We start from the raw sequence: 13,779 nt of genomic DNA on the forward strand, positions 1-13,779 counted from the left end.
TGAGGAGTCGTCTGTCGTGAGCATCAGAGTCGGCACCCGCGCGAGCGCGCTCGCGGTGGCGCAGACCCGGATGACGGCCGATCTGATGTCGGCCGCCGCGGGGGTCCCCGTGGAGCTGGTGCGCATCGAGTCGGACGGCGACCGCATGCGCGGCTCGCTCGCCTCCCTCGGCGGCACCGGCGTGTTCGTCAGCGCCCTGCGCGACGCGCTGCTCGCCGGGCGCTGCGATGCGATCGTGCACTCGCTGAAGGACCTGCCCACCGCTCCGGTGGAGGGCCTGCTGCTCGGAGCGGTCCCCGAGCGGGAGGACCCGCGCGACGCGCTCTGCGCGCGCGACGGGCTCACCCTGGCGACTCTGCCGGTCGGAGCCCGCGTGGGCACGGGCTCGCCCCGCCGGCGCGCGGCGCTGCTGGCCGCCCGTCCGGACCTCGAGATCGTGGACATCCGCGGCAACATCGACACCCGGCTCCGGAGGGTGCTGCCCGGCAGCGACTCGCCGCTGGACGCGATCGTGCTCGCCCTGTCCGGCCTGCGCCGCCTCGGCCGGGTCGACGCGATCACCGAGGTGCTCGGCTTCGACGTCTCCCCGCACGCCCCCGGTCAGGGAGCGCTGGCCATCGAGGTGCGCGACGAGGAGCCGTCGGAGGAGCTGCGTGCCGCTCTCGCGGCGGTCGAGCACGTGCCGACCCGCGCGGCGATCACGGCCGAGCGGTCGCTCCTCGCCTCCCTCGAGGCCGGGTGCGCCGCTCCGATCGGAGCCTCCGCGGTCGTCGAGGAGGACCGCGTGGTCCTGCACGGCGTGGTCTTCGCCGTCGACGGCACGGCGTCCCTCGCACGGGAGGTCGCGGAGCCGGTCGATAACGGTTCGGTCGGCGGTGGTCGACACCGGGCGGATCCGCAGTATGGTGGTCGCGAACTGCCCGTCGTCGAAGCCGCGTTCCGTTGCGGCTCTCTGCTCGCTGACGCGCTTCTCGGTGCGGGTGCCGCCGAACTCGCACCCCTGGGAGCCCCTTCGTGATCGTCCCCGCCGCCTACTCCCAGTGGGAGAAGCCGTTGCAGGGGTGGCGCATCCTCGTCCCCCGCGGAGGCCCGTGGGGGGACGGTGTCGCCGCCGCTCTCCGAGCCAAGGGAGCCTCGCCCGTCGTCGCTCCGATGATCAACTTCGCGCCGACCGACGACTTCCCCGCGCTCGAGCAGGCCCTCGCCGACCTCGAGGCCGGCGCCTTCGACTGGATGACCGTCACGAGCGCCACCACGGTCGATGTCCTCTCCCTCCTGCGCACCACCGTGCCCGCGAGCACCAAGGTGGCGGCGGTCGGCGAGACCACGGCGGCCGCGCTCGTCGCCGCCGGGTACTCCGTCGACCTCGTCCCCTCCGAGGACAACTCCGCCCGCGGCCTCCTGGCCGAGTGGGAGGAGGCCACCGGCGGCCGACACCCCCTGCGCGTGCTGACGCTGCGGTCCGAGATCGCCAAGCCGCTGCTCACCGAGGGCCTCACCCGCATCGGGCACGACGTGCGCTCCGTGGTCGCCTACCGCACGGTCGGCGTCCCGGTGGAGGAGCGCGTCGTGGCGGATGTCGCCGGCGGAGCCGTGCACGCGATCCTCGTCACCTCGGGCAGCGTGGCGGAGCAGGTCCAGAAGCAGCTCGGCCCGGTGCCCGAGTCGATCCTCGTCGCCGCGATCGGCCCGCAGACCGCGAAGGACGCCCGCGCTTTCGGCCTGCGCGTCGACGTCGTCGCCGACGAGCGCTCGGCCTCCTCCCTCATCGACGCGGTCGCCGCCGTCGCCACGGAGCGCGCTCCCCGCTGAGCCGCCTCCCCGGCGCGACGTCGGCCGGGAGGGGCGGGCCTCGCCCCGCAGGCCAGGGATCCGCCTCTCGGCTGATGTCGTGCGTCCGGAGCACCTCCACGGGGTGAGGCGTCCGCGCTCCCGGGAGGTGCTCGGCGGGGCGGGATTACGCTGGAGGACATGACTGCCATCCGCCCGCGCCGCCTCCGCACGACCCCCGCACTCCGCCGTCTCGTCCAGGAGACGCGCATCCACCCGGCGCAGCTGATCCTGCCCCTCTTCGTGGCCGAGGGGACCACCGAGGCCCGGCCGATCGGGTCGATGCCGGGGGTGATGCACCACTCGCTGGACAGCGTCCGCGGAGCGGTGACGGAGGCGGCCGAGGCGGGGATCGGCGGTGTGATGCTGTTCGGCGTGCCGACCACGCGCGACGCGGTCGGCTCCGGTGCGACCGACCCCGACGGCGTGCTCAACGCCGCGACGCGGGTCGTCGTGGAGGAGGTCGGCGACGCGCTGGTCGTGCAGACCGACCTGTGCCTGGACGAGTTCACCGACCACGGCCACTGCGGTGTCCTCGACGACCGCGGGCGCGTCGACAACGACGCCACGCTCCTCCGCTACGAGGAGATGGCGCTCGCCCAGGCCGAGGCCGGCTCCCACCTGCTCGGGCTCTCGGGGATGATGGACGGCCAGGTCGGAGCGATCCGCGCCGCTCTCGACGGCGCCGGGCACCTGGACACCGCGATCCTCGCGTACTCGGCGAAGTACGCCTCCAGCTTCTACGGTCCGTTCCGCGAGGCCGTGCAGTCCACGCTCGAGGGCGATCGCCGCACCTACCAGCAGGACCCGGCGAACCGCCGCGAGGGCCTGCGCGAAGCGACCCTCGACCTCGCCGAGGGCGCCGACGTGGTGATGGTGAAGCCGGCCATGAGCTACCTCGACGTGCTCTCGGACGTCGCCTCCGTCTCGGACGTGCCGGTCTGGGCGTACCAGGTGTCGGGGGAGTACGCGATGATCGAGGCCGCCGCCGCGAACGGCTGGATCTCGCGCGAGCCGGCGATCCTGGAGTCGGTCACGGGGATCCTCCGCGCGGGGGCCGACGCGGTTCTCACCTACTGGGCCGTCGAGATCGCTCGCGACCTGCTGAGATAACCGCCTCCTCCTCCCGGGAGCGAGCCTCGGCATCTCGTCCGAAAGCGCCTCTCCGGCGCGAGGGCGCCGGGCGGCGCGCGTAACCTGGAGGGGTGACCACCTCGGCGAACGACACCCTGTACGAGCGTGCCCGGCACGCGATCCCCGGAGGCGTCAACTCGCCCGTCAGAGCGTTCCGCTCGGTCGGCGGGACCCCGCGCTTCATGGTCTCGGCCGCCGGCCCGTACATCACGGACGCGGACGGGCGCGAGTACGTCGACCTCGTCTGCTCCTGGGGCCCTGCCGTCCTCGGGCACGCGCACCCCGAGGTCGTCGCGGCCGTGCAGGAGGCGGCCGCCCGCGGTCTCTCGTTCGGCGCGTCCACTCCCGCCGAGACGGATCTCGCCGAGCTGGTCGAGGCGCGGATCACGGCCGGGGGAGTCTCGCCGATCGAGAAGCTCCGCCTGGTCTCCACCGGCACCGAGGCGACGATGACGGCGATCCGCCTCGCCCGCGGCGTCACCGGCCGCGACCTGCTGATCAAGTTCTCCGGCCACTACCACGGCCACTCCGACGGGCTGCTCGCCGATGCCGGCTCCGGTCTCGCGACCCTCTCGCTGCCCGCCTCCGCCGGCGTCACGGCCGCGACCGCGGCCCAGACGATCGTGCTGCCGTACAACGACCTCGAGGCGGTGCGCGCGGTCCTGGCCGAGCGTGGCGCCGACATCGCGGCGGTCATCACCGAGGCCGCGGCCGCCAACATGGGCGTGGTCGCTCCGGACCCGGGCTTCAACGCGGCCCTCGCCGAGCTCGTGCACGCGAACGGATCGCTGCTGATCATGGACGAGGTGCTGACCGGCTTCCGCGTGAGCGCCGGCGGCTGGTGGGGGCTCGAGAACCGCGGCGCCGAGGCTCCGTACCGGGCCGACCTCTACACCTTCGGCAAGGTCATCGGCGGAGGGATGCCGGTCGCGGCTCTCGGCGGCCGTGCGGACGTCATGGACCACCTGGCGCCGCTCGGGCCGGTGTACCAGGCGGGCACCCTCTCCGGGAACCCGGTCGCGGTGGCCGCGGGCATCCGGACGCTGCAGCTGGCCGACGACGCGGTCTACGCCTCGCTGGACGCCACGGCGCTGACGCTCCAGCGCGAGGTGTCGGCGGCGCTGACGGCCGAGGGCGTCGCGCACACGGTGCAGACGGCCGGGAGCCTCTTCAGCTTCATGTTCACGGACCTGGGCCGGCCGGTGCGGGACTACGCCGAGGTCCAGGCGCAGGAGTCGTTCCGCTACCCGGCGTTCTTCCACGCGATGCTCGACGCGGGCGTCTCGCTGCCGCCGTCGGTGTACGAGGCCTGGTTCGTCTCGGCCGCGCACGACGACGCGGCGATCGGGCGCATCGTGGACGCGCTGCCGGCGGCGGCGAAGGCCGCGGCGGCCGCTCGGGCGTAGGCTCCGGGGCCACCCGCGGATCAGGCGGGGGCCCGCCGCGCTGAAGCGGCGGACGTCCCGCGCGCCCGGCCGCCGGCGTGCGGCGACCGGGCAGGGGCCCTCAGCCCCGGCGCGAGACCGACTTCGGCAGCACGAACACCAGCGCGAAGGCGGCGACCGCCATCAGGGTGCTGAGGAGCATCGCGGGAGCCGCGGCGTCGAGGAAGCCCGAGGCGACCGTGTCCGGACCCGTGATGACGAGGCTCCCGAACAGCACGCTGCCGATGACCGCGATGCCCACGGCCGAGCCGATGCGCTGGATCGCCGAGATCACGCCGCTCGCCGCGCCCGCGTCCTGCGGGTCGACGGTCGAGACGATGAACTGCACGTTCGGGGCGATGAAGAAGCCGTTGCCGAGGCCTGCGATCAGCAGCGGCGGCAGGAGCTGCCAGTTGCTGATCGAGTCCGGGGTCGCGGTCAGCAGCACCAGCCAGACCCAGCCGAGCCCGATGGCGAGGAGCCCGCTGCCCATCACCAGGACGTTGCGCCCCAGGCGCGCGGTCATCCGGTTGCTCTGCGAGGAGCTGATGATGCTGCCGATCGCGAAGGGGATCGACACCAGGCCCGACTCGAGCGCGGTGTGGCCGAGGCCCGACTGCCAGAGCAGCGAGATGGTGAAGAAGATGCTCGTGAAGGCCGCGAAGTAGACCAGCGCGAGGATCACGCCTCCGGTGAAGGCCGGATGGCGGAACAGCGACGGCGGCACCAGGGGAGCGCGGCCGCGGCGGACATGGAGGACCTCCCAGGCGCCGAACGCGGCGAGGAGCAGGACTCCGCCGGCTATCGAGAGGAAGGTCCACAGCGGCCAGCCCTCGTCCTCGCCCTGGATGAGCGGGACGAGCAGGGCGACCAGGCCGCCGGAGACGAGCACGAGGCCGAGCCAGTCGACGCCTCCGCTCGGGGCGCGGTCGCCGGCCTCGAGGTCGCGACGGGCGGGGAGGAGGACCGCGGCGGCGATCAGGGTCGCGACGCCGATGGGCAGGTTCACCCAGAAGACCAGGCGCCAGCCGTTCTCGTCGCCGAAGGCCTGGATGATCAGGCCACCGATGATCGGGCCGAGCGCCGACGAGACGCCGAGGACCGCGCCCATGACCGCGAACGCCTTGCCGCGCGAGGGACCGCGGAACAGGAGCTGGATGTAGGCGTTGACCGCCGGGACGAAGACGCCGCCCGCCAGGCCCTGCACGATGCGGGCGATGACGAGCTGGGTGTCGTCCGCGGCCAGTCCGCACGCGGAGCTGGCGACGGTGAAGAGGGCGATGCCGCTGACGAAGACCCACTTGTGCCCGAAGCGGTCGCCGAGGCGGCCGGCGGGGATGAGGGCGAGGCCGAACGCGAGGGCGTAGCCGGAGATGATCCAGGAGAGCGTCGACTCGGAGGCGTCGAGCGTGGTGCGGATGGTGGGCAGCGCCACGTTCACGATGGTCGTGTCGAGCAGGGCGATGAACATGCCCGCGAGCAGGACGATCAGCGAGCGCCAGGCGCGCTTGTCGGGGGCGGGAGGGGCGCCGGTCGATCGGGCGGTCGACGTCTCGGTCATCGCAGGAGTGCCTTTCGAGCAGGGGGGGAGGGGTGGTCCGTCAGACCTGTTCGAGGGACGCGACCGGATGTGAATGCTCGCAGGAGAAACCGGGTTTCCGCACGCCGGGATCTGTGGGGGCCTTCAGGCGGAGGGCGCGCCGCAGGCTCGCCTCGCGGGGCGTCAGCGGATGCGCGACTCCGCCAGACGGGCGCAGTCGATGCAGAGCTCGGCCGTGGGCCGGGCGGCGAGGCGGGCGGCCCCGATCGGGCGGCCGCACGAGGCGCAGTTCCCGTAGCCGCCGGTGCCGAGGCGGGCGCGAGCGGCGTCGAGCTCGCGCGCCGTGCGGGCGAGAGCGTCGCGGACTCCGGCCATCCGCGACCACTCGGCCGAGAGCGGCGTGCCCTCCGGGTCGTGCTCGTCATCGGCGGTGCCGTCGGCACGGTCGCGCAGGAGCTCGGCCAGCGAGGCCTCGAGCCGGGCCGCCTCGTCGCGCGTCTCGGCCTGCCGCTCGGCCAGCAGCGCGTCGAGGAGGCGCGCCTCGTCCGGATCCATCGGCATCCGACCATGCTGCCACCCACGCGAGCGGCGGGGCATCGTTGTGCGATCCGGCGCTGACCCGGCGGCGGGCGGCGGGGCAGACTAGAGGCATGCCCGTCGTGACCGTGCTCCCCGACCGCCTCGAACTCCGCCTCACCGCGGCCGAGCGACTGCTCGCGTTCCACCGCAGCGACGTCGTCGTCGACCGGTCGAGCATCCGCTCGGCGACGGTCACCGAGGACCCCTGGATCTGGGTGCGGGGCATCCGCGCGCCGGGCACCGCGGTGCCGCTCACGCTCGCGGCCGGCACGTGGAAGTTCCACGGCGGCAAGGACTTCCTGCTGATCAAGCGCACCGCCTCGGCCGTCGTGATCGACCTGGTCGACGAGGACTACTCCCGCCTGATCGTGAGCACCAAGCACGCGCCCGAGCTGATCGCGGCCCTCCAGCTGGGGACGACGACCGCGGCGATCCCCGTGATCGAGACCGACGACCTCGTGATCGTCCCCGAGGTCGCCGAGCAGGCGGAGCGGGCACAGGCGGCCGCCGCGGAGAAGCGCGCGAAGAAGAAGGCGAAGGCGGCGGAGGCCGCGGCCGTGGCCGCGGAGGCGGCGGGTCCGGCGACGGTGGTCGAGGGCCGGGAGGCGGCGAGCAGCGGGAGCGCGGCGGCCGCGGCTCCGGAGGCGGACGGCGCCGCGGAGGACGTCGCGGCTCCGACGGAGTCAGCAGCGGGGGCCGCTCCGAAGAGCCCGAAGGCCACGCCGAAGGGCGCTCCAAAAACGAGTGCTCGGACCGCCGCGAGCACGCCGGCCGAGTCCGGGGCTTCCGCGGCCGTGGACGTCATCGGCTCCGAGCCGATCGACTCCGCAGCTCCGGTGAAGCCCGCCGAGCCGAAGCCCGCGGAGCCGAAGCCCGCCGAGAAAAAGTCCGCGGGATCGAAGCCCGCCGAGCCAAAGCCCGCCGGATCCGAGTCCGCCGAGCCCGCCCCCGCGAAGCCGGGGCCGGCCGCGAAGCCCGCGCCGAAGCCCCGCACGCCGGCGAAACCCCGCGCCGCGCGCCCCGACTCCTCCGTCGGTCACGCGTCGGCCGAGCCGAGCGGCGCCACCGAGGCCGCGGAGTAGCGCACCGCCGCACGAGCAGCAGCCACGCAGCGCCGGCCGAGGCGCCCCCTCCTCCACGCTCGAGGCGGGCGGACGCCCTCCGCCGACGCCGTGCCCTCAGGCGCGGACGTCCACCAGCGTCCGACCGTGCGAGCGGCCGGCGAGCACGTCCTCGGCCGCGTCGACCGCCCCGCCGAGCGGCACCGTCGTCGTCAGCTCGTCGAGCAGCTCCAGGTCGAGGTCGTGAGCGAGGCGGCGCCAGGCCTCCTCGCGGAGCTTGCGCGGCGCCTCCACCGAGTTGATGCCGGCCAGCGTCACTCCGCGCAGGATGAACGGCATCACGCTCACAGGCAGGTCCGGGCCCTGCGCGAGACCGCACGCCGCCACGGTGCCGCCCCACCGCGTCTGCGCGAGGGCGTTCGCGAGCGTGTGCGAGCCGGCGGAGTCCACCGCTCCCGCCCAGCGCTCGGACTGCAGCGGCTTCCCGCCCTCCTGCAGCTCGGCGCGGTCGATGACGTCGGAGGCGCCCAAGCGCTGGAGCAGAGCGCCGTGCTCGCCGAGCCGGCCGGTCGAGGCGACGACCTCGTGGCCCAGGCGCGCCAGGAGCGCGACGGCGAGCGACCCCACGCCTCCCGAGGCCCCCGTCACCAGGACGGGACCGCTGCCCGGCCGCACGCCGTGCCGCTCGAGCGCCAGCACGGCCAGCATCGCCGTGAAGCCCGCGGTGCCGATCGCTCCGGCCCGTGCCGCCGAGATGGCGCCGGGCAGCCGGAGCAGCGACGCGGAGTCGACACGCGCCCGCTCGGCGAGCCCGCCGTCGTGGCGCTCGCCGAGGCCGGCGCCGTTGAGCACCACCCGGTCGCCGGAGTCGAAGCGCTCGCCCGCCTCGCCGTCCGCGTACTCCACGGTGCCGACCAGGTCGATGCCGGCGACGAGCGGGGTGCGGCGAACGATCCCGGGCCGCCCCGCCAGCGCCAGGGCGTCCTTGTAGTTGACGCTCGAGTACTCGACGGCGATCGACACGTCGCCGTGCGAGCGGTCGGGAGCGTCGCGCTCGAGGAGGCGGGCTCGGTTGGGGGTGTCGGTGTCGGAGTCGGAGTGCCGCTCGACGACGATGGCTCGGTACATGGGCCCACGCTACGCCCGCGGGCCCGCGGCCGGGCGGTCAGTTCAGGGGCCGGGTGCCCTCGGGGAGCGATCCGCCGGAGTAGAGGGCGGAGGCCGCGTCCTGGAGCGCCGTCAGGGCGACGCGCTGCGTCCACGGACCGTAGGAGACGCGGGCCAGCCCGAGCTCCTCGAAGCGGGCGGGGGACTGCGATCCGGGGACGCCGATGACGCTGACGCGCTGCCGCCCGAGGGCGGCGACGAGGGACTCCAGCTCGGCGTCCTGGAGCAGCCCGGGGACGAAGAAGCAGGTGGCGCCGGCGTCGAGGTAGGCGCGGCCGCGCTCGACGGCGTCGGCCAGGACCTCGCCGCGGTCGCGGTCGCCGGCGCGGAGGAGCACATCCGTGCGGGCGTTGAGCGCGAAGGGCACCGCCTCCTCCTCGGCCGCGGCGACGGCCTTCTCGACCGCTCGCAGCGCCTCCGGGAGCGGCTTCGCCTGGTCCTCGAGGTTCGCGCCCACGACGCCGATCCCGATCGCGCGGCGGACCGTCTCGCCGGCGTCGCCGTAGCCCGCCTCGAGGTCGGCCGAGACCGGGACCTCGACGGCGGCGACGATGCGCTCGATCATGCCCAGGTGCAGCTCCAGCGGGATCCGCTCGCCGTCCTCGTAGCCGAACGCCGCCGCGATGGAGTGGCTGGCGGTCGCGAGCGCCCGGGTCTCCGGGAGCGCGGCGACCGTGGTCGCGCTGATCACGTCCCAGACGTTCACCACCTGCAGCAGCTCGGGGGCGGTGTGGAGGTCGACGAGGGTGCGCCCGCGCGCTTCGATGCTCATGGCACGAGCGTAGGGCCCGCGTGCGCGGCGCAGGCCGCCGCATCGCAGTCGGCGCAGACCACGAGCTGGGCGCGGCAGGAGAGGTCGGTGCAGTTGCGCATCCGGCTGGTCGGCGCGGCGCACGAGGTGCAGCGGCCCAGCACCTCGGCGTCGGGGGAGAAGGAGATGGAGCCGCGGCCGTCGAAGACGTACAGGGCCCCCTTCCACAGACCGCGGTCGCGCCGCGCCTCGGCGTAGCGGACGACGCCTCCGTCGAGCTGGTACACCTCGCCGAAGCCGCGCGCCGTCATCAGGCTCGACAGCACCTCGCAGCGGATGCCGCCGGTGCAGTACGTGACCACGGGCCGGCCCTTGAGGTGGTCGTAGACGCCGGCGTCGAGCTGCTCGACGAACTCGCGGGTGCTGGAGACCCCCGGCACGATCGCCCCCTCGAACCTGCCGATCTCGGCTTCGAAGGCGTTGCGGCCGTCGAAGAGCACCACGTCGTCGCGCTCGGCGACGAGGGCGTCCAGCTGGTCCGGGTCGAGCCGCGGAGCCGTCCCGACGACCCCGTCGGCGTCGACCCGCAGCTCGTCGGGCGCGCCGAACGAGACGATCTCGTCGCGCACCTTCACCGAGAGACCGGGGAAGTCGAGGCTGCGGCCGTCGTCGTCGAGGCCGGAGCCGTCGCTCCACTTCACCTCGAGTCCGTGGAATGCCGAGTGCTCACGGGTGCGGCGGACGTAGCGCTTCAGGGCGTCCATCCCGCCGCCCAGCGTGCCGTTCACCCCGTGCTCCGAGATCAGCAGGCGCCCGCGCAGGCCCAGCGACTCGCACAGCTCGCGCTGCCACAGCCGCACGGACTCGGGGTCGGCCAGCGGCACGAAGCGGTAGAACAGCAGGATCTTCGGCAGCACCGGCACATCCTACGAGGACGTCCGGACCGGGGCGCGGCGTGTGGCAGCATCGTCGGGTGCCCGACGCCTCCGCCCCCGTGCCGCACTCCCGCCTCGAGGACGTCTTCGGTCTCGTCACCGGTGCGTTCGTCGTGTCGCTCGGCCTCTACCTGCTGCGCGCGAGCCAGGCGGTCACGGGCGGCACCGCGGGTCTCGCACTGCTGCTGGGGTACCCGCTCGACATCCCGTTCGGCGTGATCCTCGTCACGGTCAACGTGCCGTTCCTCGCCCTCTCGCTGTGGAAGAAGGGCTGGCGCTTCACGCTGCGGACCATGTTCTCGATCGTGCTGGTCTCGGTCCTGGCGGGCCTGCACCCGCTGGCGTTCGGCGAGCTGCGGATCGAGCCCGTCTACGGCGTCCTCACGGGCGACGTGCTCGCGGGGATCGGCCTCCTGATCCTCTTCCGGCACGGGTCGAGCCTGGGCGGATTCAGCATCGTCGCCCTGATCGCGCAGGAGCGGCTCGGCTGGCGGGCGGGCTACGTGATGATGGCGCTCGACGCGTGCGTGGTCGCGGCCGCGCTGCTGGTGGTGCCTCCGCTGAACGTGCTGATCTCGGCGGCGGGAGTGGTGGTGCTCAACCTGGTCCTGGCGTTCAACCACCGGCCCGGGCGCTATCTCGGGTCCTGACCCCCTCCGCAAGCCCTTCGGCGCGCACCGCCGGGTTCCTAGGCTGAGGGCGCGGGCCCCCGCCCGCCCTTCCCGAACGGAGAAACCGGATGTCCGACTGGACCTACGACCCCTACGCCCGCCTCGGCGAGGTGCCGACCTTCGCGCTCGAGAGCGACGACATCGTCGACGGTGCGCCCCTGTCCGCCCGCCACTACGGCGAGGGCTCCGGCGGCGAGGACGTCTCGCCGCACCTGCGCTGGTCGGGAGCCCCCGCCGAGACGAAGAGCTTCGCCGTGACGGTGTTCGACCCCGACGCGCCCACCGGCTCCGGCTTCTGGCACTGGGCCGTCTACAACCTCCCGGCCGACACCACGGAGCTCCCGACGGGAGCCGGAGCCGCCGGCTTCGAGCTGCTCCCGGCGGGCGCGCAGACGCTGCCCAACGAGATGCGGCTGCGCCAGTTCGTCGGAGCGGCGCCGCCGGACCGCGAGCACCGCTACTTCTTCGTGGTGCACGCCCTCGATGTCGAGTCGCTCGACCTCGACCCGGAGTCGACGCCGGCGATCCTCGGCTTCAACGCGCACTTCCACACCCTAGCGCGGGCGCAGATCGTCGCCACGGCGACGCCGGACGGCGCGAAGGACTGACCGCTCCGCGGGGAGCGCGCGCTACCCGAAGAGGGTGCGCGCCTCCTCGTAGCGGGCGTCCGGCACCGTCTTGAGGGTGCCGAGCGCCTCGGCGAAGGCCACGTGGTAGATGTCGGTGCCGCGCAGGGCGACCATGCGGCCCCAGTGCTCGGCGACGACGGAGTCGATGGCGGCCATGCCCAGGCGGGTCGCGAGGACGCGGTCGAACGCGGTGGGCGTGCCTCCGCGCTGGATGTGGCCGAGCGTGGTGGCGCGGGTCTCGATGCCGGTGCGCTCCTCGATGAGCGGAGCCAGCAGCTCGCCGATGCCGCCGAGGCGGGGCCGGCCGAAGGCGTCGAGGCCGCGCTCGGAGTGGGCGTCGTCCATCGTGTCGAGCGAGAAGCCCTCGGCGACCACGACGAGCGGTGCGCGCCCGCGGTCCTGCGCGCTCTGCACCCACTCGACGATCTGGTCGAGGGAGGTGCGCTTCTCCGGGATGAGGATGACGTGGGCGCCCGCGGCCATGCCGGAGTGCAGGGCGATCCAGCCGACGTGGCGGCCCATGACCTCGGCGACCATGCAGCGGCCGTGCGAGTCGCCGGTGGTGCGGAGACGGTCCATCGCGTCGGTCGCGATGCCGACGGCCGTGTCGAAGCCGAAGGTGTAGTCGGTGGCGCCGAGGTCGTTGTCGATGGTCTTCGGGACGCCGACGATCTTGAGGCCCGCGTCCGTGAGGCGCTTGGCCGCGGCCAGGGTGCCCTCGCCGCCGATCGCGATGATCGAGTCGATGCCGTTGCGGTCCATCATCTCGGCGATCTTCTCGGGGCCGCCGTTCTCGCCCTCGAAGGGGTTCGTCCGGCTGGTGCCGATGATCGTGCCGCCCTGCTTGGCGATGCCCTGGATCTCGGGGCGGCCCAGGGGCAGGAGGTCGCCGTCGACCACTCCGCGCCAGCCGTTCCGGAAGCCCACGAACTCCTGGTCGTAGACCTTGATGCCCTTGTAGACGGCACCGCGGATGACGGCGTTGAGGCCGGGGCAGTCGCCACCGGAGGTCAGGATCCCGATCTTCACCCGCTCAGGTTAGAGGACCCGGTGAACGGATGTGCACGCGGACGACGACGGGCCCCTCCTCGCCGCCTCGAGGAAGGGCCCGTCGTCGTGCTCTGTGCTGGTGGGACTAGGTCGTGACGAGCTCGCCGTTGACGCCGCGGGGGAAGAATCCGCCGGTGCGCGTGCCGGCCGCGGGGTTCAGGTACACGATGTTGAGGACCTGGCCCGGGGTGCGGCTGAACGCGATGGAGCTGCCGTCGGTCGGGACGATGTTCGCCTGGCCGTTGACCTTGACGCCCTGGTCGAGGTCGGTCTTGCCGTCGAGGCTGTCGCGCGCGTCGGAGAGCTTGTTCGCCGAGTCGGACAGGTCGGCGGCGTAGATCGCCGAGCGGATCGCGCCCGCGTGGTACGCCTCCACCGCGAGGATGCCGGCGGCCGCGTCGAGGTAGGTCTTCGACTGGATGAGCGGGGCGGCGCCCTTGTAGGCGGTCACTCCCACGTCCTCGAAGACGAAGGCGCCGAGCAGGAAGTTCGACTCGCTCGCGAACGGGTCGAACGACTGACCGGCCTTGATCAGCCCCGCCGCAACGGCGGCGGAGTTGAAGCTGTCCTTCAGGTTGATCGCCGGGCGGGCCACCTTCGCGGTGCCCAGCGCGGCCCGCAGGAACTGCACGTGGGCCTTCTCGTCGTTCGCGACCTCGGTGGCGAAGCTCTTCAGCCACGGGGTCTTGAAGTCGACGGGGCGGCCGCCGATGACGCCGCCGGGCGTGCCCTTGCCGGTCACGTCCGAGCCGCCGAGGCCGGTGCCGTAGACGGCGCGGAGGTAGAACTCGGCCTCGAGGTACTCGAGGTTGAGGGCGAAGTTGAGGATCGAGGCGTCGCTGGGGCCGCTGGCAGCGACCTCCTCGGCGGAGGCGGTGGGCGCGGCGAGGGCCGCGGCTCCGATGCCGAGGCCGGCGACGCCGGTGGCCTCGAAGAAGCGGCGACGGTCGAGAGCGGTCTCAGAGCTCTTGACGATCGCGTTGCGGATGAAGGTCGTGTCGAACATGT

Annotated in this window: 14 protein-coding genes; 7 read left to right on the plus strand and 7 right to left on the minus strand. The window is 73.6% G+C overall.

Features of this window, described 5'->3' with window-relative positions:
- The first annotated feature begins 16 nt into the window (after positions 1-16).
- The 4 genes from hemC to hemL all read left to right on the plus strand — a co-directional run bounded on the left by hemC (position 17) and on the right by hemL (position 4,370).
- Positions 17-1,018 (plus strand): hydroxymethylbilane synthase, encoded by a 1,002-nt coding sequence (gene hemC / locus C5C54_RS04075; protein ID WP_104249903.1) that lies wholly within the window; start codon positions 17-19, stop codon positions 1,016-1,018.
- Entirely contained in the window at positions 1,018-1,812 is a 795-nt protein-coding gene (locus C5C54_RS04080; RefSeq protein WP_104222950.1) for a uroporphyrinogen-III synthase, read from the plus strand. The genes hemC and C5C54_RS04080 overlap by 1 nt, the downstream gene beginning before the upstream one ends.
- A 159-nt stretch (positions 1,813-1,971) precedes the next feature.
- Positions 1,972-2,943, plus strand: a complete 972-nt coding sequence (gene hemB / locus C5C54_RS04085; protein WP_104287844.1) for a porphobilinogen synthase — start codon at positions 1,972-1,974, stop codon at positions 2,941-2,943.
- Positions 2,944-3,035: 92 nt separating this feature from the next.
- Positions 3,036-4,370: a glutamate-1-semialdehyde 2,1-aminomutase gene (gene hemL, locus C5C54_RS04090; protein WP_104246920.1), complete on the plus strand. Its 1,335-nt coding sequence runs from the start codon at positions 3,036-3,038 to the stop codon at positions 4,368-4,370.
- Positions 4,371-4,470: 100 nt separating this feature from the next.
- Here hemL and C5C54_RS04095 read toward each other — a convergent pair whose 3' ends face one another.
- Both C5C54_RS04095 and C5C54_RS04100 read right to left on the minus strand, forming a co-directional pair.
- The gene (locus C5C54_RS04095; RefSeq protein WP_104287845.1) at positions 4,471-5,949 is read right to left on the minus strand and encodes an MFS transporter; all 1,479 of its coding nucleotides are present in this window, start codon (positions 5,947-5,949) and stop codon (positions 4,471-4,473) included.
- Positions 5,950-6,111: 162 nt separating this feature from the next.
- Positions 6,112-6,489 (minus strand): TraR/DksA family transcriptional regulator, encoded by a 378-nt coding sequence (locus C5C54_RS04100; protein WP_258063213.1) that lies wholly within the window; start codon positions 6,487-6,489, stop codon positions 6,112-6,114.
- 89 nt (positions 6,490-6,578) lie between these two features.
- Here C5C54_RS04100 and C5C54_RS18245 point away from each other — a divergent pair, with 89 nt between their 5' ends.
- Positions 6,579-7,589, plus strand: coding sequence for a hypothetical protein (locus C5C54_RS18245; RefSeq protein WP_258063214.1), 1,011 nt, complete (start codon positions 6,579-6,581; stop codon positions 7,587-7,589).
- A 96-nt stretch (positions 7,590-7,685) separates the two neighbouring features.
- On the opposite strand, the gene C5C54_RS04110 is transcribed toward C5C54_RS18245, so the two are convergent.
- From C5C54_RS04110 to C5C54_RS04120, 3 genes are read right to left on the minus strand one after another with little or no spacing between them, the layout of a single operon-like run.
- Positions 7,686-8,696: an MDR family oxidoreductase gene (locus C5C54_RS04110; RefSeq protein WP_104287846.1), complete on the minus strand. Its 1,011-nt coding sequence runs from the start codon at positions 8,694-8,696 to the stop codon at positions 7,686-7,688.
- A gap of 37 nt (positions 8,697-8,733) precedes the next feature.
- The gene (locus C5C54_RS04115; protein WP_104255335.1) at positions 8,734-9,507 is read right to left on the minus strand and encodes an isocitrate lyase/phosphoenolpyruvate mutase family protein; all 774 of its coding nucleotides are present in this window, start codon (positions 9,505-9,507) and stop codon (positions 8,734-8,736) included.
- Complete coding sequence (locus tag C5C54_RS04120; protein ID WP_104287847.1) at positions 9,504-10,403, minus strand: rhodanese-related sulfurtransferase; 900 nt, start codon at positions 10,401-10,403, stop codon at positions 9,504-9,506. The genes C5C54_RS04115 and C5C54_RS04120 overlap by 4 nt, the downstream gene beginning before the upstream one ends.
- Positions 10,404-10,459: 56 nt before the next feature.
- Here C5C54_RS04120 and C5C54_RS04125 point away from each other — a divergent pair, with 56 nt between their 5' ends.
- Together C5C54_RS04125 and C5C54_RS04130 are read left to right on the plus strand one after the other, a co-directional pair.
- A complete protein-coding gene (locus C5C54_RS04125) occupies positions 10,460-11,071 on the plus strand; it encodes a YitT family protein (RefSeq protein WP_244230588.1) in 612 nt (203 codons plus the stop codon).
- 89 nt (positions 11,072-11,160) lie between these two features.
- The gene (locus C5C54_RS04130; protein ID WP_104287848.1) at positions 11,161-11,700 is read left to right on the plus strand and encodes a YbhB/YbcL family Raf kinase inhibitor-like protein; all 540 of its coding nucleotides are present in this window, start codon (positions 11,161-11,163) and stop codon (positions 11,698-11,700) included.
- Positions 11,701-11,721: 21 nt separating this feature from the next.
- Here the strand turns inward: C5C54_RS04130 and C5C54_RS04135 are convergent, their stop codons facing one another.
- Both C5C54_RS04135 and C5C54_RS04140 read right to left on the minus strand, forming a co-directional pair.
- A complete protein-coding gene (locus C5C54_RS04135; protein WP_104246916.1) occupies positions 11,722-12,750 on the minus strand; it encodes a 6-phosphofructokinase in 1,029 nt (342 codons plus the stop codon).
- Positions 12,751-12,856: 106 nt separating this feature from the next.
- Positions 12,857-13,777, minus strand: coding sequence for a ferritin-like domain-containing protein (locus tag C5C54_RS04140; protein ID WP_104222865.1), 921 nt, complete (start codon positions 13,775-13,777; stop codon positions 12,857-12,859).
- Positions 13,778-13,779: the final 2 nt, after the last annotated feature.

Source organism: Rathayibacter sp. AY1F2 (assembly GCF_002930885.1).
In the GTDB taxonomy this organism is placed as follows: domain Bacteria; phylum Actinomycetota; class Actinomycetes; order Actinomycetales; family Microbacteriaceae; genus Rathayibacter.

Coding starts and splice junctions, on each gene's coding strand:
- C5C54_RS04100 (WP_258063213.1), bottom strand. CDS start 6,489: ATGCCGATGGATCCGGACGAGGCGCGCCTCCTCGACGCGCTGCTGGCC.
- C5C54_RS04140 (WP_104222865.1), bottom strand. CDS start 13,777: ATGTTCGACACGACCTTCATCCGCAACGCGATCGTCAAGAGCTCTGAG.
- C5C54_RS04115 (WP_104255335.1), bottom strand. CDS start 9,507: ATGAGCATCGAAGCGCGCGGGCGCACCCTCGTCGACCTCCACACCGCC.
- hemB (WP_104287844.1), top strand. CDS start 1,972: ATGACTGCCATCCGCCCGCGCCGCCTCCGCACGACCCCCGCACTCCGC.
- C5C54_RS04110 (WP_104287846.1), bottom strand. CDS start 8,696: ATGTACCGAGCCATCGTCGTCGAGCGGCACTCCGACTCCGACACCGAC.
- C5C54_RS04130 (WP_104287848.1), top strand. CDS start 11,161: ATGTCCGACTGGACCTACGACCCCTACGCCCGCCTCGGCGAGGTGCCG.
- C5C54_RS04095 (WP_104287845.1), bottom strand. CDS start 5,949: ATGACCGAGACGTCGACCGCCCGATCGACCGGCGCCCCTCCCGCCCCC.
- C5C54_RS18245 (WP_258063214.1), top strand. CDS start 6,579: ATGCCCGTCGTGACCGTGCTCCCCGACCGCCTCGAACTCCGCCTCACC.